Here is a 24,216-nt window from a genome sequence, read left to right as displayed (position 1 = left end):
AGGATGAGAGGATGGCGGGTAGATGGGAGAGCGCAGAAGAGCTACCATCCCCACTCCTTGGCCCCTAATCCTTCCTCGTTCCAATCACCGCATAAAACGGATCGCCTTCCATCCCCATCCATTGCAGCATGGCAGAAACTTGAGATTGGCGGGCAATTACTTCCGGTGGGCTAAATCCAGGTACAGACTCGAAATAGCATTTCACTAATTGCACCCGGCTAGCTTCTGAGCCATCTCTCCAGGCTGCGATCGCCTTCTGGTAAAACATCCGATTGGAGAAGCTGACGATCGCAATCCCACCGGGTTTCAGGATGCGGTGGATTTCTGAAAAGATTGCTTCAGGATACTGCAAATATTGTACTGAAACCGTGTTCAGAACTGCATCAAAAGACTGATCCGCTAGGGGAAACTTTGGCTTATCATTCAAATCCTGGATGAAGTAATGATCCAGCCGAGAATTACGGGCTAGTTCTGCTTTATTCAACCCGTGCCCTTCTACATGAGCAAACTCCATCTCGTTGGGCAGATGGGATACCCAACTGCTCATCATGTCAAAGATTCGAGTATCAGGTTTCAACCGCTCCCGGTATAAGTCAGTCAGTTGCTGAATAAAGCCGTCATCAACATGGGTGACGAAACGGGGAGATTCATAAAACAATGTATCGCTGGTATCGTCCAGTTTTGTGCGTTGATGGGGGTCAAGGATAATCATGGTGTTTTACAGAGAAGCCACAAGGTCAGGGTGTAAGACGGTTATTAAGTTATGTTAACAATTCTACTGCTGGGGAATCAGCTATTCCGGTATTTCGCTGGCATCATTCCTGCAGATAGTGAAGGACGAAAATTCGCTCCTAAAATTCACTCCTAATTTGTATTCTTGTGTTGTTAAGCCCTTGCAAAGTGAGCCATCCCGTCTCACACTAAGGGTGGGAGTCAGGTAGTGATCGAGGTGTCTTGTGAAGCGAGTATTAGCGATTATCTTAGGAGGCGGTGCTGGAACTCGCCTATATCCCCTTACTAAGCTGCGGGCTAAACCTGCGGTTCCGTTAGCCGGTAAATATCGGTTGATTGACATTCCAGTCAGCAACTGTATCAATTCAGAAATCTATAAAATCTACGTTCTTACCCAGTTCAACTCAGCTTCTTTAAACCGCCATCTATCTCGGACTTATGTCTTCTCTGGGTTTAATGAAGGGTTTGTAGAAGTATTAGCGGCTCAACAAACGCCTGAGAATGCCAACTGGTTCCAGGGTACTGCTGATGCAGTGCGCCAGTATCTCACCTTATTTCAAGAATGGGATGTTGACGATCTCCTGATTCTGTCAGGTGATCACCTGTATCGGATGGATTACGGGGACTTCATTCGTCGTCATCAGGAAACAAACGCAGATATCACGATTTCTACGGTGCCGATGGACGATCGCCGTGCTTCTGACTTTGGTTTGATGAAAATTGATGATGCGGGCCGGGTCGTTAGCTTCAGCGAAAAGCCCAAGGGGGATGCACTCAAAGCGATGCAGGTAGACACTACGGTTCTGGGCCTATCGCCTGAAGAAGCCAGACAAAATCCCTACATTGCTTCCATGGGCATTTATGTCTTTAAGAAGGATGTTCTGATTAAATTACTGAAAGAGAACCTGGAACGAACGGATTTTGGTAAAGAAATTATCCCTACTTCTGCCGATCACTACAACGTTCAGGCTTATCTGTTTAGTGGCTACTGGGAAGATATAGGAACCATCGAGGCGTTTTACGAAGCGAATATGGCGCTCACCCAACAGCCCTATCCGCCCTTCAGTTTTTATGACGAAAAAGCACCCATCTATACTCGTCCCCGCTACCTGCCCCCCACCAAACTGCTGGACTGCCACATTAAAGAATCTATTATTGCGGAAGGCTGCATTTTAAAAGACTGCTCTATCACCCACTCAGTTTTAGGGGTACGAACCCGGATTGAGTCTGGATGTCTGATTGAAGACACCATGATTATGGGTGCAGACTATTACCAGTCGCTGGCCGAACGTTCCTCTGGTTCAGACTGCAGTACAGATAAAGTGCCTTTAGGAATTGGCAGGGAAACGACCATCCGCCGTGCCATCATCGACAAAAATGCTCATATTGGCTGCAATGTCCAGATCATCAACAAAGATCGGGTGCAAGAGGCTGAACGAGAAAACCTGGGATTTTTCATCCGCAGCGGTATTGTCGTTGTTCTCAAAGGCGCAACGATCCCAGATGGAACGATTATTTAGGGCGTGGGGAATAGGGAATAGGGAATAGTGGATAGGGGGCAGGGAATAGGGGAGAACTTAAAACTCAAAACTCAAAACTTAAAGCGTTTTTCTCCCCCCTGCTCTCTACCTCCTATTCCTGTGATCATCCTGATCGGACTTCCAGGTAGCGGTAAGTCTTCTTTTGCCCACTGCCTACAAGCTCGTCCAGGGTGGCGGCTGATTTCAACCGATGCCATTCGATCTCATCTATTTGGGGATGAGGCCATCCAAGGTCCGTGGCTGAAAGTCTGGAGCGAGGTTGGCCGAGAATTTCGGGAGGCCGCCCGATCAATTCAGCAAGGCGAGGCGAGAGCGGCGGTTTATGATGCGACGAATGTCGTGCGGAAGTCCCGCCGAGAAGCGATCGCCTTGGCCCGTGAATCCGGCTTTACCCATCTCACAGGCATCTGGTTGAACGAACCGCTGGAGGTCTGTTTACAACGCAACCAGCAACGCGATCGCCAGGTTCCAGAGGCCGTCATTGAACGGATGAATCGCCGTCTCTGGGGTGCCCCACCCTACATTCAAGAAGGATTTGATTGTTTGATTGAGATGAGATCGGGTTTCCGGCCTGTAGATCGTGAATTCGGATGCCCCAGGACATCACCTGATTAACGTAAAGTTTTTGTTAATGTTGGAATAGAACAGGTGGAACTATGCGTCCATACGTTTCTTTATAGGAAGTTCTATGCGTTGCGATTAGAGGAGAAACTTGATGGTGGCGACTGATTTTAAGGACTACTATGCCGTGTTAGGAGTAAGTAAGTCGGCGGATGCAGATGAGATTAAGAAGGCTTATCGCAAGCTAGCTCGTAAATATCACCCTGATATGAATCCTGGGAATCGTCAGGCAGAGGCCAAATTTAAAGAAGTCAACGAAGCCTACGAAGTGCTTTCTGATCCTGACAAACGCCGTAAATATGACCAGTTTGGTCAGTATTGGAAGCAGGCTGACCAGGCGCGATCGCCCTACGGTTATGGCTCTACAGGCAGTGTTGATTTTGATGGCTTCGAGTTTGGTCGCTACAACAACTTTGAAGAATTCATCAACGAGCTACTAGGCCGCATGGGGGGCGGTGGCGGGTTTAGAAGCGGAACTCAAAGCCGCTATCGAGCTTCTACAGGATCTACAGGCTTTAGAGATGCTGCGCCTGGAACTACAGCAGGGGCTGGGCTAGATAGTGAAGCTACCCTGACGCTGACCCTTGCAGAAGCCTTTAAGGGAGTCCAGAAGCGGCTGGCAGTTGGCAATGAAGTGATTGATGTGCGCATTCCTCCCGGAGCTAAACCGGGTAGTCGCATTCGGGTGCGTGGGAAAGGACAGTTCAGCCCCTATTACACCTCGCAACGGGGTGATCTGTATCTGACAGTGGACATTGTGCCTCATCCCTTCTTCCAGTTTGAGGGTGATAATCTCATCTGTGAACTGCCGATCAGTCCAGACGAGGCGGTTTTAGGGGCGCAGGTGGAAGTGCCCACTCCCGATGGGCCAGTCACTATGAAGATTCCCGCCGGAATTCGATCGGGGCAGTCGCTTCGGTTACGTGGCAAAGGCTGGACGAATCCGAAAAGTGGCCGAGGTGATCAAATGGTTCGCATTGTCATTGCCCCACCCAAAACCCTCACCTCTGTAGAAAAAGAATTGTACGAAAAACTGCGGGACAACCGCAGCTATGATCCACGAGCAGCGTTAAAGGACATGAGGCTTTAGGGAATTGGGATTTTAAAGCTGAAAGTTAAGAGAAGGTTCTACCAGCAAATGATAGGGGGCGGGTTCTGTCAATTAATTGGGATTGAGTATGAAGAACTCTGTTTAAACCCGCCCTTACAGGGGATGAGGTGGTTTTTCAAAAAATGCTGCTGCAAATCATCGCAAGCCATTTTTTAGAAATCACCTGGTTTGCTTAGCGGGGACACTCTCTTGGTTTTGGGCTTTGCTGACAGTAACGGGTGATTTCGTTAAACTTGGGAATACTCATCCCATTGGCCTGAATGATGTCGCGAGAGTTTTTTTCGAAGCGATCGCAAATTTCCCGTACCTTGGGAGGAATGTCCCCTCGCTGGCAAACATTCTCAGGAACTGTTCCCCCCATCAGTCGTTTTACTTCAGCGTAGTCTTGCATCCGTTGTTGCTCGATTTGAACTGCAATGTTTTTATATTGCTCCAGATCGGTTGTCGAGGGCTGTGCTTGAGCGAGTTGTGTCGGAACAACTCCAGAGACGACGCTAAGAACTGAGAGTGTGCCCATTGCTAGGCTTTGGAGCAAGTGTGGACGAGAGTGGACTAAACGTAAATATAGAGAGTGATTGATCATGATTGCGGATTATGACGCTAACGAAACTAGCACATGAATGGTTGTTATAGGTTGTGAATTATTTTAGGAGGGATTAGTTCCTGGAATGGCAATGTTTCATGAAGGGTTTACAGGCAACGAGAAAGTAACACGGTAGACGCAAAAGATCAATCATCCTCTTCCCTGACAGACTTCACATAACTCAATGGTTTTGGTCTGTAAAGTTGCCAACTCGTCTGCACCCCGCTTCAGGCTGGCTTCCAGTTCCAACAAAAGGGGCAAAGTTCGCAGAAGAGAAGTTGAGGAAAGGAATTGGACTTCTTGTTTTAAGAAATACAAACGTTTGGGATTCGCTAGTTCAGCCGCCTCAACGATCGCTGCTTCATCCCGCTCTCCCGCTTCCAGCATCAGCTTCACCCACAGCCAGAGCCGAAATTGCCCGACCAGGGTTTTGACAATTGCCAACGCTGGTTCATTGTGACGCAGAAGTTCAGCGACCAGTTCCAACGCCAGAGCAACTTGCCCCTGCCGAATCGCTGAGGCTAACTTGAGGGCATTTTGAGTGGTCGTGGTGATCAAAGGGGCGATCGCCGCTTCATCTAAAGGCTGCTTGGTGCGACCCGCAAAGACCCGCAGCTTTTCCAGTTCGTTATACAGTTGGCGAGTATCGTTGCCGACTGCCTCTGCTACCCGCTCTACTGCTGCTGGAGTGAGTTTGACCCCCAGTTCCTGGGCCACCTGGCGCACCTGTTTCACAATCAGATCTGTCTTCCAGGCTGGCACAAGCGAAAATTCCCGGATCTCCGCATACTTTTGTAGTAACTTGGTGGATTTCAGGCGACTATCGGGTTTACTTCGGGCCGTCAGCAGCAGCACACTGGTAACAGGCAAACCGGATAAGGTTCGTTCCAATTCCAGCAGCACCTCTTCTGGGCAGCGTTGACCCAGAATGGTATCTACGAACCAGACGAGGCGGCTGCCAGATCCAAAGGGAGGAGTCATCACCTGATTTAAGCCCTGCACCAGGCCATCGGGCTGCTCTGGGGAAATTTTGTCATAGTTGAAGCTTTCCCAGGCCGGATCCAGTACCTGCTTGTGGATGGCACTGACTGCCTGGGCGATCGCAAAATCATCATTTCCCCAATAGAAGAAAACAGGCATCTGGCTTGCACGTCTCGGTGAAAGTAATTGTATTGTCCACTGAATCCTGGCAGACTGAATTTAAGGTATGGTGGGGATCAGCAAATTTCCTGCTGACTGAGGCAATCCATGCTACTGCCGTAGTCTTGCGATCGATGTTTGAACCAAATCAAGTCTAGCGAAAGAACGGTCGTTTTCCCATCAGAGAAACTACAGTTCTGGACTTGGACAAGGTTTAAAAGCAACTGTTCCGGCAGGCAGAGTTTTAGAATCAATATGTGACCCTACGAGGTACTCAGATTGGACGAGAATTTTCAGACTTACCTGAACCGGGCAATGCGGATGACATTGCCGGATACCTATCGTTCTCAAGTGCAGAACATTCAGGAATCCCCGAAGTTTCAGTGGCATCCAGAGCAAGGACTGCAGGCAACTCCCTTTCCGGGTTATACCATTGTGACCCCCCCTGGCCATGAGGATGATCCTGTGAATCAGCCCCTTTATGTGGAGTTAGAGAAGTTTCAGAAGCAGATCCTGAACCATCTGGGTACTCAAACCTTTGCGACCGTTCCCCGATCCAGCTTTCATCTGACCCTGGCTGATCTGATTTGGGATAGTGCCTATCGTCATGCGGCAGAAGACAAAGAGTTTGGAGCCAAGCTGCGCGATCGCATTGCCGCGATCTTTCGGGATTGTGAATTGCTCAGTGAAGGCAAACCGATTCGGTTTCAGACTATTGGCCTCATGGTGATGACCCGCGCTGTCGGTATTTGCCTAGCCCCCACTGATGAAGCCTCCTACGATCGCATCCTCAAGTTCCGTCGAGCACTCTACCAGAACCACGACTTAATTGGTTTAGGTATTGAACAGCAGTATTACTTTACCCCTCATATCACCCTCGGCTATTTTGGCAAGCTCCCTCCCTTGGAGAAGCGGTGGGAGCTAGGCAATACCTTTATCGCCTTAAATCAACAGTGGCTGGATAGTGATCCCCAAGAGTTTTATATGCAACGGGCTGAACTTCGTAAATTTGATGATATGACCGTCTATCGCCGCGAACCTGGCTGGCCCACCTTTAAATTTTGAAGACCAGCTAGAAAATGGCAGAGGGCAAAGAGCAGAAGGGAAATCCTTATTCTCATCGTTGGTGATCAGTCCAGACCACACCAAGCTGTCCTCCTAATTCTTAATTTTCCTCATGCGTCTTCCCCTTCATCCCATCCTGGAGCAGAGTTTTGCGGTCATCGATCGCGAGATCGGGGAGCACTCAGTCACCCCAGCAGAATATGAAATCGTGCGGCGGGTCATCCACAGCACCGCCGATTTTGAATTTAAACACCTGATTCAGTTCAGCCCCGATGCGATTGCTCAGGCAACCACCGCTCTCCAGGCTGGCATACCGATCGTGACTGATGTGGGCATGGTCAAGCAGGGGATCGCCAGCATGGTAGCCCAAACCTTCAATAATCCCGTAATTAGCGCCGTGCATCAGGTGAAAACAGCCCTCCCTGGCAAAACCCGCACAGAAACCGGCATTTTAGAGTGTTTAGATCGTTATCCAGCAGCCATCTACGCCATCGGGAATGCGCCAACGGCCTTGCTGGTCCTGTGCGATCGTCTGCCTGCCCCCATCCAACCCGCCCTTGTCATTGGTGCCCCCGTCGGATTTATCTCTGTGGTCGAATCCAAGGCGGTTCTGGCTGCAACTCCCGTTCCCCAAATCCGGGTCGCGGGCCGTAAGGGAGGATCTCCCGTGGCAGCGGCGATCGTGAATGCGTTGTTAGGGTTGGCGTGGGTGAAAGTGGGTGAAGGAGTAGAGGGCTAAAGGCGGGAAGGAGAAGGTGAAGAGGATGGAGGAGATAGGGAAGATGGAGAAGGGTAGGATAAAGAACTCATAATTCATAATTTGTAATTCATAATTCGCAACAGTAAGTCCAATTCATGTCGTGGGAATCGGGTTAGAGGGAGCGGCAGGACTCTCCCACCCGGTTTTGCAGATTGTGGAGCAAGCATCTTTACTGATTGGTAGCTTCCGCCATTTAAGTTATTTCCCAGATCACCAGGCTGAACGAATTGTCCTGGGAGATCTTGCTGCTGCGATCGCCCACATCCACCACCACCTTCATTTTTCCTCACCCTCCCTATCCCCCCATCTCCCCTTGACGTCATCCTCACCTCCGGCGATCCTCTCTTCTTCGGTCTGGGTCGCCTGCTATTAACAGAATTACCTGCTGAGTGGCTGACTTTCCATCCCCATCTCAGTTCAGTGCAACTGGCCTTTAGCCGGATTAAACTCCCCTAGCAGGATGCCCGCATCATCAGCGCACATGGACGATCGCTGGATGAGTTAATGCAGGCGTTACAGCAGGGGGCTGATAAGATTGCGGTGCTGACCGATAACACCAATACGCCAGCCGCGATCGTCCACCTGCTCCAAGCCTTGAATCTGCCCAGTTCCTATCACTTCTGGATTTGCGAGGACCTGGGAGGAAGGGATGAACAGGTGCGACAAATCACTGATTTCTCGTCCTTAGAGACTCTGACGGCTGCCCCCTTAAATGTGGTGATTCTGCATCGATCATCGGACATCTCAGCATCGCTGAATTTGGAAGCGTTGCCCCTATTAGGAATTCCTGACCAGGCATTTTTAACTTTTAGCGATCGTCCTGGTTTGATGACCAAGCGGGAAGTCCGGATCTTAGCTTTAGGAGAGCTGGCTTTACAGCCCAACCAAATTGTTTGGGATATTGGGGCGGGAACTGGTTCGGTATCGATTGAAGTGGCTCGTCTCTGTCCCAGTTCTCAGATTTATGCGATTGAAAAAACAGCCGCTAGTAAGGCGCTTATTCAGCAGAACTGCGATCGCTTTCAAGTTAACAATGTTATTCCAATTCATGGCTCGGCACCCCAGGTCTTATCTGGCCTGCCTGATCCCGATCGCATCTTTATTGGGGGCAGTGGGGGGCAGTTGGATCAAATTCTAGAAACGTGCCGTCAACGCCTAAAATCAGCAGGCCATATCGTATTAGCGCTGGCTACTTTAGAGCATCTCACAACGACATTAACCTGGCTAAATGCCCAGCAAGAAGATGGTGCATCTCAGCCTCATCATCTCCTGCAAATTCACCTTGCTCGCTCCGTACCCATTGCAGCATTGACACGCTTCTCTCCTCTAAACCCGATTACCCTGGTCATGATTGAGAAACACCCTCACGGATTCAGAGGATTTGTTAAAACTGGCCCATTCATCTAATACTTAAAAGCGGGGCGATCGTCTTAACAACCTCCCGACAGCAACCTGAATTTTAGTCTTCTTCACTGTGAGATCCATTGCTCTCACTGTTGTGACTATCATGCTGAATCAAGCGGATGTGCTTGTATCCTAGCTTAATTTCAAACTCATCTCCTGGCTTCAGACCCATCGCCTGAGTGTAAGCAGCACCGATCACAATTTGGCCGTTTTTGTGAACACTAACCCGATAAGTTGGTTCACGGCCACGACCATCTTTTGCCCCTTCTGGATCAAGGGGTAAGCCTTTAGCGACTAGCAATGCGTCGTAAAAGTCTGTGAGATTCACACGAGTCTGGCTATTCTTAGTGATTGTGTAATATCCACAACGCTTGGCGGTCTCGCGGCGAGGTAAGTGTGAAAGCTCTTTTACTTTTTGAAGTAATGCTTTTCCTGTTAGCGGCGTAGTTGGGTTATCTGCCATCTTTTCTCAAACATCCTGAAGACTTCAGGGCGACGAACTTACATACAAGTTTGTTTTACCACTTTTTTAAATATATCCTTAAAGCCCTCTATCTTGGCAATAAGAAGACTACTAATTCAACATTAATATTTTTTGATTGATTTTTCCAGGCTGTTAATAATTTCCCTATCTCAACTCAAACTTTAGAATTAAGACCCGTCCAAAAGACGTGTTTGCCAGGAATGGAACAACAGGGGTAATGCAAATACCTGCAGTACAAAGCAATGAGACTATTAAAGTAAAGATAAAAATATGCAAGTGAGAGTAGCCAAAATATTTCGCTAAGTTAATAGATCGCTGGCATCAGTAGTACATGCTTTTTGTCCCCGATCTGCGACCTTTAACTTGATACCGAGGGGGGTTGGGTTGGCTAACACAGCCATTTTGCCTCCACAGAGGTTGCAAAATTTTGTCTAAGCTTATGGGTGAGAAAGGGCATTTTGCTTCAATCTGGACTATGGTTAAATAGAAGCTTCATTTAATAGAAGAATTGGTTTTAATATGCAAGTCCTCTTCAAAATTTTTCGTCAGGAGTGTGACGAGATTCCTAAGCTTCGGGAATATACCCTGGAGGTTGAACCAGGAAGTACGATTTTGGACTGCCTGACTCGGATTAAGTGGGAACAGGATGGCACCCTGGCATTTCGCAAAAATTGCCGCAATACGATCTGTGGTAGCTGCAGTATGCGAATTAATGGCCGTTCAGCACTGGCTTGTAAAGAGAACGTTGGCAGTGAACTTCGTCGCTTAACGATGGGATTTGCTGAGAACTGTGATGGTTCTAGTGCTCCTCCGTCCCACGCTTCAGATATTCCAGTGATCACTATCGCACCAATGGGCAATATGCCTGTGATTAAGGATCTGGTCGTGGATATGACGAGCTTCTGGGATAATTTGAAGGCGATCGCTCCCTATGTCAACAGAACCTCTACCGAGACACCCGATCGGGAGTTTTTGCAAACGCCAGAAGAACGGGCACGGTTGAATCAGCCTGGAAACTGCATTCTCTGCGGAGCCTGCTATTCAGACTGTAATGCCAGGGATGTCAATGCCAGTTTTGTTGGGCCTCACGCCCTTGCCAAAGCCTTCCGAATGGTCGCTGATCCTCGTGACCAGACAACGGAGGAGCGCCTGGAGCAATACAATCAGGGCACCTCTGGAGTGTGGGGCTGTACCCGCTGCTATTACTGCAACTCTGTTTGTCCGATGGAAGTGGCTCCTCTGGATCAAATCAGCAAAATTAAATCCGAGATTCTAGACCGTAAGACTAGTAAAGACAGTCGCTCTATCCGTCACCGCAAGGTTTTGATTGAACTGGTGAAGCAGGGGGGATGGATTGATGAGCGCCTGTTTGGGCTGCAGGTGGTGGGTAACTCCTTCCGTGATATTCGCGGTTTACTCAGCCTGGGGCCGTTAGGGTTACGGATGATGGCTCGCCGGAAGTTTCCTCAACGGTTCGAGCCCTCTGAAGGCACGGCAACGGTGCGAGCTCTGATTGAATCTGTGCAGAAGCTGGATAAAACCGCTCAATTTGAGCCTCTCACTGAAACCCCTGAACCCATTGGAGGTTAATCCATGACATCTGAAACTCCTAAAAAGCTGCCCCCAGAGTCCCCAACCGTTAGCCCAGAACCCGCTTTTGGGTGGACTCCTTACGCCGAACAAATTAATGGCCGCTTTGCCATGATTGGCTTTACGGCCTTACTGATCCTGGAATTCGTTACGAAACAGGATTTATTTACGTGGTTGGGATTGCGGTAGGCTGAAGCAATTTTGAGTTCTCTTTGAGTTCTCAGTTTTAAGTTTTGAGTTGAACTCCCAACTAAGAGGATGTTTTAAAGGCAAGTCTCTTTTTCACTCTGGTGACCGAAGTCGCGGCTATCTGGAGAAAACCTGCCGACGCAGGTTACTGAAAATCTTGATTGTATAGAGTTGATTGTATAGAGTCTGCGTCGGCAGACTGGGTGAGTGTAGTCGCGGCTTTAACCGCCAGATACTTCCTCATGCTTCCCATGAAACTATTCATCACCCCAGCTATCGTCATCGTTATCGACAGGGCGGTACTCGACATACTGGGAAGGCGGTTCATCATAGCTGGAGCGACCACGGGGACGAACGGGAGCATCGGAAGAACGAGGTCGTCTGGAGCGGGAAGCTGGAGATGGGGTAGTGCTTTCAGGCGGGATGTCTCCCCGGCCTCTACTGCGTCTGGCAGATGGCCCCTGATCGTCCTCTAAAAAATAATTTGGTGCATCTCCCATACCTTCATCGATACGGGGACGACGGCGGCGGGAGTTTCCTGGCCCCTCGTAGCGATCGTCGTCAGGACGAGTAGACGTGCGACGACGGGTGCTCCCATCATACTCATCTCGATAGTCGTTTCGTTCCGAACGAGTATCTCGTGAACCGCGAATTCGTCGAGCGATCGGAGATCGCTGATCAAAGGCATCCAGGTCATCTAGTTCCGCCTTATAGACCCGACTTACTGGACGTTCATCATCCACGATCGGGGTAGTGCGTTTGGCTTGCTCTGTTGTCACACTGCGTAAGCGGATGCTTTCAACCGCAAAGAAAACGGCTGACCCGGTGAGCAGAAATTGCCCAAACTGCAAAATTGGGTCTTGCCGCCATCCTTGAAAGAACAAAATTCCGCCGCAGAGCAGTGCCACTGCTGCGAAGAAAATATCGTGATCGCGGGCTAACTTCGGGCGAAAAGAGCGCAAAAAATACAGCGCCAACCCTGAGGCAGCCAATAAAATTCCAACAATACTGCTCCAACCAAGCCCGACGTTAACCATTGAATCTTTCTCCTAAGTACTTCCCATGTTAGCGAGTTACACCTGAAATCTCTACTTTTTAAGGCCAATCTTCTTAAGGCCAATCTTCGCTGGCAAGAAAATTGACTAAGTGTTCTCCAACTTCCTCAAGTATGCCCTACAACTTAGCTTGAAAATGGCGTAATATCGCGGGTTGAAAGCAGACAAATAAACTGGCTCATTTCTCTATAAATACGACTTGTAGAGAAAATACGACTTATAGGGATAGCTGAACTCGTCGATCGCACTAAAAAGCCTCCTGTGTTCAGCAAATATAGGATTTGTAAACCTATACTCACTGTCCACCTAGAGGCAATCATGTGAATCTTTATCAAGCAAGCTTAGGAGCGTTGAATTTTATCTTTTTGACTGATGAAAACCAGCGCCGCAAAAGTGGGGATAACCACTATTACAGCACCAGCAACTAAACTCAGCAGAAAATTCGTCAGTGAAGGAGTCATGAATGGTCTAGCCTCTCTTACAACAATTTATTGCTTATTTTAACGGTCTGTCACACCCTTGAGAAGCCGTTACACAAGGAGATTTCCAGAACCAAGCCGAAGGGTCGAGAGGATATTCCCTGCAAGGGGAAGAAGCCCGCTAAGATCATGAGAGATAACTTTATATTCCTTCAAATCTCCATCTGCTATGACTGCTGCTGATATTGCTTTTTGGATGCTTGGCCCGTTGCTGGGTGTCATGATCTTTCTCTTCATTTTTCGGATCATTCTCACCTGGTATCCCCAGGTGGATGTCACCCGCTTTCCCTTTAATGTGGTTGTTCTGCCAACGGAACCCTTTTTAGCCCCTTCCCGCAAAATTGTGCCCCCGATCGGCGGAGTTGATATTACTCCCATTCTCTGGGTCGGTATCTTTAGCTTATTGCGGGAAATTTTGCTTGGCCAACAGGGACTGCTGACGATGATGATTCGAATTGGCTGAAATAAGCCTGTCATCAAGCAACTGTAAAAATCCCTTTAACCTGACTGAGAAATGCAAAGAACACGGTAGGTTTCTGAAGGGAAGTGTTAGGATGGAAAGCATTAGACAAATCCCGATCGGTTTACCGGGAATGATGCCTCCCTGGAATTAAACCTTGTCCTAAGTCCAGAGCCGGAGTTTCTCTGATGGGGAAAACGACCGTTCTCTAGCTGGATCTGGTTTAAGTCACCATTTCTGCCACCCTCTCTTACCCAAAGGTCACTCTGGGAAGGTCAGTAGTCTTTATCAATCCTTTGTCATTTGCAGCAAGCTCCGATGGTCAACACTTCAACCCCTCCCGTTGTTCGTAAACCCTCTAAAGTAGAAGGCATCAAAGAGCGCAGTAACTTTCTGCGAGAACCCGTTGCATCCGAGTTGCTTTTAGACACAACTCACTTCACCGAAGAGGCCATTCAAATCCTGAAATTTCACGGTTCCTATCAGCAGGACAATCGGGATAACCGGGTTAAAGGGCAGGAAAAAGACTATCAGTTCATGCTAAGGACTCGTAGCCCAGGTGGATTTATTCCCCCGGAGTTGTATCTCACCCTCGATCGCCTCTCCGATGAGTACGGTAACCACACCCTTCGCGCCACCACTCGTCAGGGTTTCCAACTGCATGGCGTGTTGAAGAAAAATTTGAAAGCGACAATCGCCGCGATCGTCAGAAGTATGGGATCAACTCTGGGGGCTTGTGGTGACCTGAACCGCAATGTCATGGCTCCCCCTGCTCCCTACAAAAACAAGCCAGAATATGCGTTGGCCTGGGAATATGCAGATAATATAGCTGATCTGCTCACCCCGCAAACGGGGGCCTATTATGAGATCTGGCTGGATGGGGAGAAAGCAATTTCAGCCGAAGAAAATCCCGAAGTCGTTGCTGCCCGTCAAAGTAACGGCAATGGCACGATTATTCATGATTCTGAGGAACCACTCTACGGCACGTACTACATGCCCCGCAAATTTAAGATTGCGGTGACAGTGCCAGGAGATAACTCCGTCGATCTGTTTTCTCAAGATGTCAGCCTGGTCGTCATCACAGATTCCACTGGGGAATTGCTGGGCTTTAACGTCTATGCCGGAGGTGGACTGGGACGCACCCATAATAAGGAGGAGACATTTCCTCGCCTCGCTGATCCCATTGGATTTGTCGATAAAAAAGATGTTTATGCCTTGGTGAAGGCAATCGTGGCGACTCAACGGGATTATGGCGATCGCTGCGATCGGCGTCATGCCCGGATGAAATACCTGCTGGAAGACTGGGGCGTGGACAAATTCCGGGACAAGGTAGAGGAATACTTTGGCAAGTCGATTCAACCAATGAAGCCGACTCCAGAGTTTCAGTTTTTGAACTTCCTGGGCTGGCATGAACAGGGCGATGGCAAGCTGTTTTTGGGAATTTCGATCGAAAATGGCCGAATTAAGGACGAAGGCACGTTGCAACTGAAAACTGCTCTCCGAGAAATCATCGAAAAGTTCAACCTGCCTATGCGGCTGACCCCCAGCCAAAATGTGCTGCTATACGAGATTGATCCGGCTTATCAAGCTGAAATTCAACAGATTCTCAGCCGTTGTGGCGTGAAAGGAGAGGATGAAATTGACTCTCTGGTGCGTGACTCAATGGCCTGTCCTGCCCTGCCCACCTGCGGTCTGGCAACCACCGAATCGGAACGGGTAATGCCCAGCGTTCTGGAACGCATCCGGAACTTGCTCAACAAAGTGGGGTTGCCAGATGAACATTTCATTGTCCGGATGACAGGATGCCCCAATGGCTGTGCTCGTCCTTACCTGGCGGAACTGGCCTTTGTGGGCAATGGCCCTGGCCTGTATCAGGTGTGGCTGGGAGCCTCCCCTAATCAAACCCGGTTGGCGCAGGTGTATCTGGAAAAAATGCCTGTTGATAAGCTGGAAACCTCCCTGGAACCTGTCTTTGCTTATTTCAAACAAAGTCGTCAGCCAGGGGAAGGCTTTGGGGATTTTTGCAATCGCGTCGGCATGGAAGCCATTCGCCAATTCACCGCTACCTATGAAATTAGTACCGCAATGACTGCCGAGACTACTGAGCAGAGTGAGAAAACGGGCAGCGAACTTGATGTGACCCTTACCCGTCCAGCCGGCAAAATTCGCCATCGGATTACCGTCCGCCCGGATCTCTACGCTCGCCTAGTAGAAACTGCTACTCAACAGGGTAGACCGGTTAGTCTCGTAGCAGGTGAGGCGATCGAAACCTATCTGAACGGATTGGGCTAACTCCCATTCCAATAAACTTTTTGCCGAGAACGGTTGGCCAGAGTCTTTCTGGAACTATATCCAAGAGTGTCGATCGCTTGATGCGCACAAGACACAATACATCATCCAGTTGTTTTGATAATGGAATGCTACTGACTATTTCATTATCTGATTATCCTGTCATCTCGTTTGCTCCTCAATTCCTACTCAACATCTCCCACTTAAGGTAGTTTAGCTTCAGTTCAATCTCAGTTATAAGAAAGCAGGAGTCTGCTCTCCTTGCTCTTGAACTATTTAATAACCATGTATAGAATCGCTGTAGTAGATGATAATGAAACGTGGTGTTTTGTAATACAGCGTTTTTTACAAGAGAAAAACTTTGCTGTATCCACTTTTAATAATGCTCACGAATTCCTGGCTGAGTCGCAAAAATTTGATTTAGCTTTGATTGACTTTTCAATTCCTGCTCGTCGTCATCAGATCAGCATGGACGGGGCTGAGGTCATTACTCAAGTCCGGAAGATGCTACGGCAACCTCCCATCTTGCTGCTGATCTCTGCCTATTTCCCTGAAGAATACTTACAAGAGACGGGACAAATTTGTTCTGAAGCAGATGCGTGCTTGAGCAAAAATTTAACATTGCAACAAATTCTGACCGTGATGGAACATCTGTTACAACAGAAGCAGAATCGGGGTGTGGCTGAAATAACCCGCTACTCTAACTATGGTTATATCAAGTGACTCCTGAACCAGGTGAGATGCAGATCTGTTTTGATAGGCATAGGGATTATTATGACTGACCTCTATGATGACTCATGAAGGTGAAAAGTGATGATTTGGAATCACCGCCCCAGCGATCGCCCTGTTCTGGAAACTAGCATCCCAGCAGGTGTAAGTTTCCATGTACAGGGGCTGTCTAAGGTCTATACGATGGGTGAGGTAGAAGTTTTTGCGCTGCGATCGATAAATCTGGAGGTGTACGATCAAGAATTTATGGTGATTCTGGGGCCATCCGGCAGTGGCAAATCTACGTTGCTGAATATTTTGGGTGGATTGGATGTCCCTACGAGCGGCCAAGTGTTCTTCCATGAACGGAATTTGACCCATGCCAGTGATGCCGAGCTGACTCGCTTCCGCCGGGATTGCGTGGGCTTTATCTTCCAGTTCTATAACCTGATCCCTAGTTTGACAGCCCGGGAAAACGTGGCCCTAGTGATAGAAATTGCGCGTTATCCCATGCGTCCCGAAGTGGCGCTTGATCTAGTGGGACTGAGCGATCGCCTGGATCACTTTCCCTCCCAACTTTCTGGAGGAGAACAACAACGAGTAGCCATTGCCCGCGCCATCGCCAAACGTCCAGAAGTGCTGCTGTGTGATGAACCGACCGGAGCCTTGGATTACAAGACCGGCAAACTGGTTCTGGAAGCATTGGAGCGAGTAAACCAGGAGTTGGGTACCACCACGATCGTGATTACCCACAATGCGGGAATCGCAGCCATGGCCGATCGCGTGGTGACCATGCGGAGTGGCGAAATTATTCGAGTGCAGCACAATCAAAACAAGGTGTCTCCGGCTGAGCTAGAGTGGTAAATGGCCGCTCCGGTAGGCAGTTAGCAAATTTTTGGTGCTGTCTTCGATTCACGTTGCCAAAAGTGCTTGACAGAACGGATAGCCATTCAGGAAAATCGAAAATTGGCCATATTTCTGCTCGGATCAGGTCAAACACAAAGTCAGTGTAGCAATCTAGCTCGCTGTCTACCTGTACGGCATCATTGAGGTAAAATCATGACTTACGCAATTATTGAAACAGGCGGTAAACAACTGCGGGTTGAGCCTGGACGGTTTTACGATGTAGAACGGCTGGCCGCAGAACCTGATGCGAAGGTGAATATCGATAAGGTTCTGTTTGTGGAAAGCGATGGTGAAATTCAAGTGGGTCAACCCCTGGTAGAAGGGGCGATCGTAGAAGCAACAGTCATGAGGCACCTGCGGGGCCGAAAAGTGATTGTCTACAAAATGCGGCCCAAAAAGAAAACCCGCAAGAAACAGGGGCACCGTCAGGAATTGACTCGTCTGATGATCGATAACATCAGTCTGGGAGAGAAGTCGGGAGCCAATTCAAAGGCTGCGGCTGCAACCAGTGATGCAGCGGAAACCGAAGAGTAGGCGATCGCCAACCCTTTCGGCTTCTAAAAGGCTATTCTAGAAACTGCACAGGCGTACAGAAAAACAACTAAGGTGAGGCAAGCATGGCTCATAAGAAAGGAACAGGTAGTACCAGAAACGGACGCGACTCTAATGCTCAGCGCCTGGGCGTAAAACGCTATGGCGGCCAGGTGGTAAAAGCAGGAAATATTTTGGTGCGCCAACGCGGCACTAAAATTCATCCTGGAAACAATGTAGGTCGGGGCAATGATGACACCCTGTTTGCCCTGGTGAATGGCATTGTTACCTTTGAACGCTTTGGGAAGAGCCGCAAAAAAGTAAGCGTTTACCCAGCAGCGGAGTAACTTTAGTCACCCTAAAGACTGAAGTCGTGACTATACGGAGAAAAACTGCCGACGCGGGTTACTGAAAACCTCGATTTTATTAAGTCTGCGTCGGCAGACTGGGTGAGTGTGGTTGCGGTTTTAACCGCTGGATGCCCGATACAAATTCTCTAAATTTTGCTGAGGACAAACAATCGTTTGTCCCTAGTTTTTTTGAGCTTTTTCCTGCCATTTCCAGACTTTGATGGCGCGATTGCTGTGGGCGCTGAACAGGAGTTGATCCTCTGGCCCAAAGGCAACATCCACAACACTTTCGGTGGGTTTGGAGAATACAATGACCTTTTTACTAGGTAGCGTCCAAATCTGTAAGGTATTGCTGGCGATCGCTAACTTCTTGCCATCAGAACTGAAGGCGATCGCGTTCACTCGCCCGGACTCCAGATTCAGAATCCGTCCTGGTCGGCGGGTTTTCAGGTTCCAGAATCTTACGGTGCCATCCCAACTGCTACTGGCCAACGTGTTCCCATCCGGACTGAAGGCCAGATCCGTAATCTGGTTCGTGTGACCTTCCAGGGTACGAATCTCTTCGCCCGTATCCACATTCTACAGTTTGATTGTGCGATCGCCGCTGCCACTGGCCAGAATTTCTCCATTTGGGCTGAAGGCCAATGCATCGATGCGGGCGGAATGCCCCAGTAAGCCATGGCGCTTCTGTCTGTTGTGCAAATCCCAAATAGTGATAGGGTCATAAAAACTGCTACTGGCCAGGAGTTGTCCATTAGCAGAAATGGCCAGGGCTAACACGGTATCGGCATGAGCGGCTAACTTTGAAAGTCGTCTGCCTGACGGTAACTCCCAGAGGCTAATCGTTTTGTCAGCACTGCCACTAACCAGGAGTTTGCCATCAGAACTTACCACTAGGGCCGGAATAATATCGAGATGCCCCGTTAATGTGCGAAGTGGCTGCAGGGTTTCCCTATCCCACAGCTTCAAAGCATTGCCACTACTGCTGACTAATAACGGATCGGTAGAATTGGTCGCAATCGCATACACCCGACCTGGACTTTCAACGGTATGCAGACACTGCCAACCGGATTGCAATTGTGGTTCTGGTGGCGGGCTTTCCTCGGTTACGGGTGGGGCGATCGGCTCTACGTCTTCTGGAAAAGGTAAGCGGGGACGGGGAGTAATCTGGAAGGAGGGCTTAGGAAATGCTTCCAGAGAGCCATTCCGTTGATGATGGGCCACCAAGGGTTGAGGAACGGCAGCCTGCCGAGAAATCGGAGCCACTGGAGAGGCCGCTTGCAGAGTCAACGGAGAAATGGGAATAGAGGCAGCAGGAGACACGATCGCGGTTGCTTCCAGGTCTTGTAACACTTCGGCTGCAGATTGATAGCGTCGGGGAATGGCCACTTCCAGGAGGCGATCTAGAATTTGTCCGAGCGAATCACTGATGGGAGTAGGTACATAATTGCGCCAGACCCAGGAATTGTGATGACTATCGAACAAGTCGTAGGGCGATCGCTGCGTTAACAGGTAAATGCAAGTCACTCCCAGACCGTATAGATCACTGGAAAACACAGCCTTCCCCCTGGCTTGTTCTGGGGCCGCATACTCCGGACTGCCGATTTTAGTGCCCGTTTGCAAAAATTCCAGCCCCTTAACCGATTTTGCCGCTCCAAAATCAACCAGCACTAATCGCCCCAGAGACATTTGCCCAGAATTCGTCCCATACAGTTGTCGAATTTCCGCTAACAGACGGGTCGCCTCCGTGACCAGATATTGTCGCTGTAGGGGAGGCAAGCTGGCATACCGGGCAAATTGCATCGCCAGTTGCTGGGTTCGCTGATAGAAGGCGATCGTTAAATCCCTGGGAGGATAGGCTAGACTGAGGCTGATGACTTCACTGAAGCGGTAGGTGGAAGTGGAAAAATTGCGGAAGCCTTGAGCTGTTTCTGTCGCCAGTGCCTGTTGTAGCCCTGTCCAGTCGGGTTGGCCGGGTTGGGGCAAGCCTCGTCTTACCCCCAGACCTGTAGGACTGATCAGATTAGCGGGTTTAATATCCCGATGTATCACCTTATGGGAATGGACAAAGTCTAGAACGGGTAACAGACTGGTGAGAACTTGCCGTACCTGAGCCTCGCAGAATGGCCCCTGCTCCGCTACTCGATCGGCCAGATTTCTGCCGTCAATAAATTCCTGGATCAGATACTGCTGTCCTTCCTGGTTAAAATAGGCCAGCAATTCGGGAATTTGGGGATGATGCCCCAACTCCTCCAATCTGACGGCTTCCTGAGCAAACAGATTGGCCGCTTTCTTGAGGCTACGGGGATCCTGCGCGATCGGCAGAAATTGCTTGATCACGCACCGTGGTTTAGACGGCTTATCTTCATCGATCGCCAGAAATGTTCTGCCAAAACCTCCCTGTCCGATCGCGGCGATCGCCCGATAGCGATCTTTCAGGTGCAGTTTGGCTCCACAACTACGGCAGAGCTTAGCAGTCTGAGGATTGCGGGGCTTGGGACAATCAGGGTTCAGGCAGTAAGTCATAACCAGGACGAAACTGGGTACAGCCTATGATAGACGACCGCAGGAAAGCAGGTTTAACAACTTGGCAAATGGGTCAGCGCCATGATGGCTCGAACTAACGGCTCTGGATTCAGGGGGTTAGTGATATGCCATTGATAGCCACCGGCCAGGAGCAACACAATCATGGGCAATCAACATCATCTGCTCACTGATAACCCCTGGCATGCCTCTTCAGTAAGGCTTAAGAGGGCGTTTGAAAAGTATCTGGCGGTTCAAACCGCGACTACACTCACCCACTCTGCCGACGCAGACTCTATACAGTCCAGGTTTTCAGTAACCTGCGTCGGCAGGTTTTCTCGGTATAGCCGCGACTTCAGGGTGATGAGTATTCCTGAAAACATTAGTATGGAAACAGCATGAAGAGTTAACGCAACAGGAAAGATCAGGTCTAATCTACTTCTATCCCAAATAGCGACCAGTCATTGGATTCATCGACACCACCTGCCAGCCAAAAGTCGTGGGTTCTGTGAAGGATTAAACGGAGTAGCTGTCGTTGTCCATGTCCATCAACCAAACTCGAGTTTCGGTGCTAAACATGCCATAGTTGCGCCAGAATAGTTCCATCTTGTCATTGCCTGCAAAATCACCGATCGCTTGCAGATCAAAGTAAGAGCATATGTCTTGCTGTTGCCTAATGCGGTCTGGGGGATTGGTGCCATTCATGAACCAGGTTTTAGTTTGCCCCGTTTTCTGGTTGTACCAGATGACATCGGTTCAACCATTTCCTGTTACATCTGCCAAGTCTTCAAAGCTCCAGCCATCCTTGAGTACAAGCGTACCAAAAGAAACCCTGCCAGAGCAACTCGTCGCATTCATCATCCAGGCGGATGTTTCCCCAGTTTGCTGGTCATACCAGAACAAGTCTGTCTTGCCATTGCCATCCAGATCACCCATCCCTTTCAGCCTCCGACCGGAGGTAGGAGTAACTCGATCGTAGGTAGCGTAAGTAGGGCATTTGCGCCATGCAAAAGTCTGCATTGTAGAGGCCAGCTTTGGTACGGACATTGCAACTAGTTTGATTGACATTCTGCAGGGGGTCAGAAAAGCCATAAGCATCCTGAGAAGTCAACAGAGCAAAAGCAGAAGCATCGGGATTGAAAGCAAGAGAAGAAGTTATGAGAAGATTGATTGAAGTGGTGTCAAAAAGTTTCATAATTCGCCTCCCTTCAGTTGAATGGAGGCTTAAATGTTCTGCAGAGGCAAGCGTCCGTCTGTACAATTAGTGAACCAACTGCATCTTTAAATAAAATTATTCGGTAGAAACATCTTTTGCCTCGCCTGTCCAATTAATTTCACATTGATTGACAGACGATCTGAATTTCCACACTCAACAATATAAGCTTATTGATGTAGCTCAGTTAGGCGAGTTTATTGAAAAGCATATATCCTAATCGAGAAACACTTTAAAGTAAACGTGTCCTTAATACCTTAATAAACGATTCTAAGCATGGCTATAATCTCACTCTAAGGTGAAATTTTCATTTGTAGTCAACTATTGCTAACTTGATATTTTTCCATATTTTTATTCATAACGTTCAGAATCTGCTTTGAGGGTGATAGGGTGTTCGATACCAAACAGCAGAACGCAAGGTTAAGGTAACTGAACTTAGTTCAGCTAGAGAATGGTCGTTTCCCGATCGGAGAAACTATGGTTCTGGACTTAGACAAGGTTTAAATTCCTGAATTCCATTACAAGTTGTTTGGTCAATGCGATCGCTTCTAGGTTGCCCGGTATGATGAAATCAGATGGACGCAGGAAGTGCATCTTGCGGATAAAGATTCTGGGGAGATAACTGCTATGCCCCATTCGGTTTGTGATGGCATCGTCAGCTTAGATTTGAGTCAGCCCATTTAGGACAGGTTCTTCCTGGTGGCTCCCCTGGTTGTCATTGGGACGCGGGAGCCAGACGGCGGGTATGATCTGGCTCCTAAACACATGGCGATGCCGATCGGCTGGGAGAACTACTTTGGCTTTGTCTGTACCCCACGCCATCACACCTATCAAAATGTATTGCGGGAGCAGGCATTTACGGTCAGTTTTCCCCGTCCCGAACAGGTGGTTTTGGCCAGTTTATCCGCTGCACCCCGCTGTGAAGAGGATGCGAAACCTGCGCTGGCGGCTCTACCAATCCTGCCAGCCTCCGTGGTCGATGGGGTTTTCTGCGCCATGCCTATCTTTACCTGGAATGTGAATTAGATCGAATGATTGATGGCTTTGGGATGAACAGTCTGATTATTGGAAAGATTGTGGCGGCTCATGTGGAAGAGCAGGCTCAACGGTTATCTGATGAAGATGATCAAGATGTTCTAGCGCAATCACCGTTATTAGCTTATATCTCTCCTGGTCGTTATACAACCATCGATCAGAGTGCCGCCTTTCCGTTTCATGTTGGATTTAAGCGATGACATTGGAGCAGGGGCTATGGTGCGGACAAGTCATCGATTGTTGGATTACTTACATAGACGCCAGGACGAAATGACGCAGTTCCTGGAACGGTTGGTACGGGCAGAATCTCCTTCAGCGCTGCCTGCGGCTCAACAACCCGTGTTTATGCTGCTCCAGGAGGCGTTAGAGAAACGGGCTTATCGAGTGCGATGAATTCCTGGGCTGCACACAGGGGGACATCTGGTGGCCGTTCCCGAACGGCGAGATCCTTTCTCCAGTGCCAGCGATCGTCCACCCTTACAACTCCTGCTCGGCCATTCCGATACCGTTTGGCCCCTGGGCACCCTCACTACCATGCCTCTAATTACGAAGCAAGGAAAACTGTATGGCCCTGGCACTTATGATATGAAAGCGGGTCTGGTGATCACCCTGTTTGCTTTAGAAGCTTTACAAGCATTGGATATTACGCCGATCGTGCCACCGGTCTGGTTGGTGAATTCGGATGAGGAGATTGGCAGTGAAGAGTCCACACCCCACATTGAGCGATTGGCGCAACGGGCCGATCGGGTATTTGTCATGGAACCTTCCCTTGGCCCCACAGGTCGGCTGAAAACACAACGACGAGGGGTAGGACAATTTACCATTCGCGTCAAAGGGCGGGCGGCTCATGCGGGGTTAGAGCCAGAAAAAGGAGCCAGTGCAATTCTGGAATTGTCGTTTGTGATTCAGAAGCTGTTTGCGTTCAATAATCCTCAACGGGGTATTAGTGTCAATGTTGGTACGATCGATGGTGGTATTGGGTCGAATGTAATTGCTCCGGAAAGTACAGCACTGGTGGATGTGCGTGTGTTGCATAAGGAAGATGTTCCCGATCTAGAAGCGGCAATCTTGAATTTGCAACCGACGACCCCGAATACAGAACTGGTGATTGAAGGCCGGATCGATCGCCTGCCTATGGAGGCTACGCCAGGGAATCGGCAACTCTGGCAACAGGCCCAACAGGCCGCAGCAGAATTGGGCATTGAGGTTGAGGAAGGAACGGCAGGAGGTAGCTCAGACGGCAACACGACCAGTTTGTATGCACCCACCTTAGATGGGTTGGGAGCCGTAGGGGAAAATGCTCACGCGGTGGGGGAATGTGTCTACCTGGATCAACTGGTGGAGCGATCGGCACTGTTAGCCCGATCGCTGATCGATCCACCATTGCAAGCCAGATAGCCAATTTAGAAAGACTCAATTTTTAACTTGATTTAACTATTGAGGGGTT

The 24,216-nt window shown here is 49.2% G+C and carries 30 protein-coding genes; 20 read left to right on the top strand and 10 right to left on the bottom strand.

Annotated features, from left to right (window positions below; translation table 11 throughout):
- Nucleotides 1-64 precede the first annotated feature (64 nt).
- Nucleotides 65-712 (bottom strand): class I SAM-dependent methyltransferase, encoded by a 648-nt coding sequence (locus tag ACUVQO_RS13450; RefSeq protein ID WP_445926380.1) that lies wholly within the window; start codon nt 710-712, stop codon nt 65-67.
- Between the two features lie 244 nt (nt 713-956).
- Between ACUVQO_RS13450 and ACUVQO_RS13445 the strand changes: the two genes are divergently transcribed.
- The 3 genes from ACUVQO_RS13445 (at nt 957) to ACUVQO_RS13435 (ending at nt 3,984) form a co-directional block, all read left to right on the top strand.
- Nucleotides 957-2,252: a glucose-1-phosphate adenylyltransferase gene (locus tag ACUVQO_RS13445; protein WP_445926379.1), complete on the top strand. Its 1,296-nt coding sequence runs from the start codon at nt 957-959 to the stop codon at nt 2,250-2,252.
- Nucleotides 2,253-2,372: 120 nt separating this feature from the next.
- Nucleotides 2,373-2,888, top strand: a complete 516-nt coding sequence (locus ACUVQO_RS13440) for an AAA family ATPase (RefSeq protein ID WP_445926378.1) — start codon at nt 2,373-2,375, stop codon at nt 2,886-2,888.
- A gap of 100 nt (nt 2,889-2,988) precedes the next feature.
- On the top strand, nt 2,989-3,984 hold the full coding sequence (locus ACUVQO_RS13435; protein WP_445926377.1) for a DnaJ C-terminal domain-containing protein: 996 nt from the start codon (nt 2,989-2,991) through the stop codon (nt 3,982-3,984).
- Between the two features lie 193 nt (nt 3,985-4,177).
- On the opposite strand, the gene ACUVQO_RS13430 is transcribed toward ACUVQO_RS13435, so the two are convergent.
- On the bottom strand, nt 4,178-4,522 hold the full coding sequence (locus ACUVQO_RS13430) for a DUF4168 domain-containing protein (RefSeq protein WP_445926376.1): 345 nt from the start codon (nt 4,520-4,522) through the stop codon (nt 4,178-4,180).
- 216 nt (nt 4,523-4,738) lie between these two features.
- A complete protein-coding gene (holA, locus tag ACUVQO_RS13425; protein WP_445926375.1) occupies nt 4,739-5,728 on the bottom strand; it encodes a DNA polymerase III subunit delta in 990 nt (329 codons plus the stop codon).
- 279 nt (nt 5,729-6,007) lie between these two features.
- Here holA and ACUVQO_RS13420 point away from each other — a divergent pair, with 279 nt between their 5' ends.
- From ACUVQO_RS13420 to cbiT, 5 genes are all read left to right on the top strand, one after another.
- Complete coding sequence (locus tag ACUVQO_RS13420) at nt 6,008-6,793, top strand: DUF1868 domain-containing protein (RefSeq protein WP_445926374.1); 786 nt, start codon at nt 6,008-6,010, stop codon at nt 6,791-6,793.
- 112 nt (nt 6,794-6,905) lie between these two features.
- The gene (locus ACUVQO_RS13415) at nt 6,906-7,532 is read left to right on the top strand and encodes a cobalt-precorrin-8X methylmutase (RefSeq protein WP_445926373.1); all 627 of its coding nucleotides are present in this window, start codon (nt 6,906-6,908) and stop codon (nt 7,530-7,532) included.
- Between the two features lie 121 nt (nt 7,533-7,653).
- Nucleotides 7,654-7,926 (top strand): hypothetical protein, encoded by a 273-nt coding sequence (locus tag ACUVQO_RS13410; RefSeq protein WP_445926372.1) that lies wholly within the window; start codon nt 7,654-7,656, stop codon nt 7,924-7,926.
- A complete protein-coding gene (locus ACUVQO_RS13405; RefSeq protein ID WP_445926390.1) occupies nt 7,851-8,009 on the top strand; it encodes an SAM-dependent methyltransferase in 159 nt (52 codons plus the stop codon). Before ACUVQO_RS13410 ends, ACUVQO_RS13405 begins: the two co-directional genes overlap by 76 nt.
- A 48-nt stretch (nt 8,010-8,057) precedes the next feature.
- Nucleotides 8,058-8,960, top strand: a complete 903-nt coding sequence (gene cbiT / locus ACUVQO_RS13400; protein ID WP_445926371.1) for a precorrin-6Y C5,15-methyltransferase (decarboxylating) subunit CbiT — start codon at nt 8,058-8,060, stop codon at nt 8,958-8,960.
- 52 nt (nt 8,961-9,012) lie between these two features.
- Here the strand turns inward: cbiT and ACUVQO_RS13395 are convergent, their stop codons facing one another.
- Nucleotides 9,013-9,420, bottom strand: coding sequence for an AbrB family transcriptional regulator (locus ACUVQO_RS13395; protein ID WP_445926370.1), 408 nt, complete (start codon nt 9,418-9,420; stop codon nt 9,013-9,015).
- A gap of 540 nt (nt 9,421-9,960) precedes the next feature.
- Here ACUVQO_RS13395 and ACUVQO_RS13390 point away from each other — a divergent pair.
- Nucleotides 9,961-11,031 (top strand): succinate dehydrogenase/fumarate reductase iron-sulfur subunit, encoded by a 1,071-nt coding sequence (locus ACUVQO_RS13390; protein ID WP_445926369.1) that lies wholly within the window; start codon nt 9,961-9,963, stop codon nt 11,029-11,031.
- Nucleotides 11,032-11,034: 3 nt separating this feature from the next.
- Entirely contained in the window at nt 11,035-11,220 is a 186-nt protein-coding gene (locus tag ACUVQO_RS13385; RefSeq protein WP_445926368.1) for a chlorophyll a/b-binding protein, read from the top strand.
- Nucleotides 11,221-11,477: 257 nt separating this feature from the next.
- Here ACUVQO_RS13385 and ACUVQO_RS13380 read toward each other — a convergent pair whose 3' ends face one another.
- Entirely contained in the window at nt 11,478-12,257 is a 780-nt protein-coding gene (locus tag ACUVQO_RS13380; protein WP_445926367.1) for a Ycf66 family protein, read from the bottom strand.
- A gap of 359 nt (nt 12,258-12,616) precedes the next feature.
- Complete coding sequence (gene psbX / locus ACUVQO_RS13375; protein ID WP_445926366.1) at nt 12,617-12,736, bottom strand: photosystem II reaction center protein PsbX; 120 nt, start codon at nt 12,734-12,736, stop codon at nt 12,617-12,619.
- Between the two features lie 187 nt (nt 12,737-12,923).
- Between psbX and ACUVQO_RS13370 the strand changes: the two genes are divergently transcribed.
- The 6 genes from ACUVQO_RS13370 (at nt 12,924) to rpmA (ending at nt 17,995) form a co-directional block, all read left to right on the top strand.
- The gene (locus ACUVQO_RS13370) at nt 12,924-13,217 is read left to right on the top strand and encodes a YggT family protein (RefSeq protein WP_445926365.1); all 294 of its coding nucleotides are present in this window, start codon (nt 12,924-12,926) and stop codon (nt 13,215-13,217) included.
- Between the two features lie 315 nt (nt 13,218-13,532).
- Nucleotides 13,533-15,506, top strand: a complete 1,974-nt coding sequence (gene sir / locus ACUVQO_RS13365) for a sulfite reductase, ferredoxin dependent (RefSeq protein WP_445926364.1) — start codon at nt 13,533-13,535, stop codon at nt 15,504-15,506.
- A 282-nt stretch (nt 15,507-15,788) separates the two neighbouring features.
- On the top strand, nt 15,789-16,226 hold the full coding sequence (locus ACUVQO_RS13360; RefSeq protein WP_445926389.1) for a response regulator: 438 nt from the start codon (nt 15,789-15,791) through the stop codon (nt 16,224-16,226).
- A 90-nt stretch (nt 16,227-16,316) separates the two neighbouring features.
- A complete protein-coding gene (locus ACUVQO_RS13355; RefSeq protein ID WP_445926363.1) occupies nt 16,317-17,075 on the top strand; it encodes an ABC transporter ATP-binding protein in 759 nt (252 codons plus the stop codon).
- Between the two features lie 195 nt (nt 17,076-17,270).
- Nucleotides 17,271-17,651, top strand: a complete 381-nt coding sequence (gene rplU, locus ACUVQO_RS13350; protein WP_445926362.1) for a 50S ribosomal protein L21 — start codon at nt 17,271-17,273, stop codon at nt 17,649-17,651.
- Between the two features lie 83 nt (nt 17,652-17,734).
- The gene (gene rpmA, locus ACUVQO_RS13345; RefSeq protein ID WP_233742973.1) at nt 17,735-17,995 is read left to right on the top strand and encodes a 50S ribosomal protein L27; all 261 of its coding nucleotides are present in this window, start codon (nt 17,735-17,737) and stop codon (nt 17,993-17,995) included.
- A 183-nt stretch (nt 17,996-18,178) separates the two neighbouring features.
- Here rpmA and ACUVQO_RS13340 read toward each other — a convergent pair whose 3' ends face one another.
- From ACUVQO_RS13340 to ACUVQO_RS13325, 4 genes are all read right to left on the bottom strand, one after another.
- Complete coding sequence (locus ACUVQO_RS13340; protein ID WP_445926361.1) at nt 18,179-18,574, bottom strand: WD40 repeat domain-containing protein; 396 nt, start codon at nt 18,572-18,574, stop codon at nt 18,179-18,181.
- Between the two features lie 3 nt (nt 18,575-18,577).
- Nucleotides 18,578-20,524 (bottom strand): protein kinase domain-containing protein, encoded by a 1,947-nt coding sequence (locus ACUVQO_RS13335; protein WP_445926360.1) that lies wholly within the window; start codon nt 20,522-20,524, stop codon nt 18,578-18,580.
- Between the two features lie 513 nt (nt 20,525-21,037).
- Nucleotides 21,038-21,226, bottom strand: a complete 189-nt coding sequence (locus ACUVQO_RS13330; protein ID WP_445926359.1) for a hypothetical protein — start codon at nt 21,224-21,226, stop codon at nt 21,038-21,040.
- A 51-nt stretch (nt 21,227-21,277) separates the two neighbouring features.
- Nucleotides 21,278-21,568 (bottom strand): hypothetical protein, encoded by a 291-nt coding sequence (locus ACUVQO_RS13325; protein WP_445926358.1) that lies wholly within the window; start codon nt 21,566-21,568, stop codon nt 21,278-21,280.
- An 865-nt stretch (nt 21,569-22,433) separates the two neighbouring features.
- Here ACUVQO_RS13325 and ACUVQO_RS13320 point away from each other — a divergent pair.
- Genes ACUVQO_RS13320 through ACUVQO_RS13305 form a run of 4 tightly spaced genes read left to right on the top strand, consistent with a single transcriptional unit; the run spans nt 22,434 to nt 24,167 of the window.
- A complete protein-coding gene (locus ACUVQO_RS13320; RefSeq protein ID WP_445926357.1) occupies nt 22,434-22,760 on the top strand; it encodes a flavin reductase in 327 nt (108 codons plus the stop codon).
- A gap of 5 nt (nt 22,761-22,765) precedes the next feature.
- Nucleotides 22,766-22,969: a hypothetical protein gene (locus ACUVQO_RS13315; RefSeq protein WP_445926356.1), complete on the top strand. Its 204-nt coding sequence runs from the start codon at nt 22,766-22,768 to the stop codon at nt 22,967-22,969.
- 16 nt (nt 22,970-22,985) lie between these two features.
- On the top strand, nt 22,986-23,162 hold the full coding sequence (locus ACUVQO_RS13310) for a hypothetical protein (RefSeq protein ID WP_445926355.1): 177 nt from the start codon (nt 22,986-22,988) through the stop codon (nt 23,160-23,162).
- A gap of 30 nt (nt 23,163-23,192) precedes the next feature.
- Nucleotides 23,193-24,167: a M20 family metallopeptidase gene (locus ACUVQO_RS13305; protein ID WP_445926354.1), complete on the top strand. Its 975-nt coding sequence runs from the start codon at nt 23,193-23,195 to the stop codon at nt 24,165-24,167.
- Nucleotides 24,168-24,216 lie beyond the last annotated feature (49 nt).

The sequence above is a fragment of the Leptodesmis sp. genome (assembly GCF_052746595.1).
The sequence above is the reverse complement of the archived record's forward strand: the minus strand, read 5'-3'. Positions and strand labels throughout refer to the sequence as shown.

Coding starts and splice junctions, on each gene's coding strand:
- rplU (WP_445926362.1), top strand. CDS start 17,271: ATGACTTACGCAATTATTGAAACAGGCGGTAAACAACTGCGGGTTGAG.
- ACUVQO_RS13310 (WP_445926355.1), top strand. CDS start 22,986: ATGGTGCGGACAAGTCATCGATTGTTGGATTACTTACATAGACGCCAG.
- ACUVQO_RS13325 (WP_445926358.1), bottom strand. CDS start 21,568: ATGTCCGTACCAAAGCTGGCCTCTACAATGCAGACTTTTGCATGGCGC.
- ACUVQO_RS13395 (WP_445926370.1), bottom strand. CDS start 9,420: ATGGCAGATAACCCAACTACGCCGCTAACAGGAAAAGCATTACTTCAA.
- ACUVQO_RS13360 (WP_445926389.1), top strand. CDS start 15,789: ATGTATAGAATCGCTGTAGTAGATGATAATGAAACGTGGTGTTTTGTA.
- ACUVQO_RS13355 (WP_445926363.1), top strand. CDS start 16,317: ATGATTTGGAATCACCGCCCCAGCGATCGCCCTGTTCTGGAAACTAGC.
- ACUVQO_RS13390 (WP_445926369.1), top strand. CDS start 9,961: ATGCAAGTCCTCTTCAAAATTTTTCGTCAGGAGTGTGACGAGATTCCT.
- ACUVQO_RS13430 (WP_445926376.1), bottom strand. CDS start 4,522: ATGGGCACACTCTCAGTTCTTAGCGTCGTCTCTGGAGTTGTTCCGACA.
- ACUVQO_RS13315 (WP_445926356.1), top strand. CDS start 22,766: ATGATTGATGGCTTTGGGATGAACAGTCTGATTATTGGAAAGATTGTG.
- ACUVQO_RS13335 (WP_445926360.1), bottom strand. CDS start 20,524: ATGACTTACTGCCTGAACCCTGATTGTCCCAAGCCCCGCAATCCTCAG.
- rpmA (WP_233742973.1), top strand. CDS start 17,735: ATGGCTCATAAGAAAGGAACAGGTAGTACCAGAAACGGACGCGACTCT.
- ACUVQO_RS13450 (WP_445926380.1), bottom strand. CDS start 712: ATGATTATCCTTGACCCCCATCAACGCACAAAACTGGACGATACCAGC.
- ACUVQO_RS13415 (WP_445926373.1), top strand. CDS start 6,906: ATGCGTCTTCCCCTTCATCCCATCCTGGAGCAGAGTTTTGCGGTCATC.
- ACUVQO_RS13385 (WP_445926368.1), top strand. CDS start 11,035: ATGACATCTGAAACTCCTAAAAAGCTGCCCCCAGAGTCCCCAACCGTT.
- ACUVQO_RS13435 (WP_445926377.1), top strand. CDS start 2,989: ATGGTGGCGACTGATTTTAAGGACTACTATGCCGTGTTAGGAGTAAGT.
- cbiT (WP_445926371.1), top strand. CDS start 8,058: ATGCAGGCGTTACAGCAGGGGGCTGATAAGATTGCGGTGCTGACCGAT.
- ACUVQO_RS13370 (WP_445926365.1), top strand. CDS start 12,924: ATGACTGCTGCTGATATTGCTTTTTGGATGCTTGGCCCGTTGCTGGGT.
- ACUVQO_RS13380 (WP_445926367.1), bottom strand. CDS start 12,257: ATGGTTAACGTCGGGCTTGGTTGGAGCAGTATTGTTGGAATTTTATTG.
- ACUVQO_RS13330 (WP_445926359.1), bottom strand. CDS start 21,226: ATGAATGGCACCAATCCCCCAGACCGCATTAGGCAACAGCAAGACATA.
- sir (WP_445926364.1), top strand. CDS start 13,533: ATGGTCAACACTTCAACCCCTCCCGTTGTTCGTAAACCCTCTAAAGTA.
- holA (WP_445926375.1), bottom strand. CDS start 5,728: ATGCCTGTTTTCTTCTATTGGGGAAATGATGATTTTGCGATCGCCCAG.
- psbX (WP_445926366.1), bottom strand. CDS start 12,736: ATGACTCCTTCACTGACGAATTTTCTGCTGAGTTTAGTTGCTGGTGCT.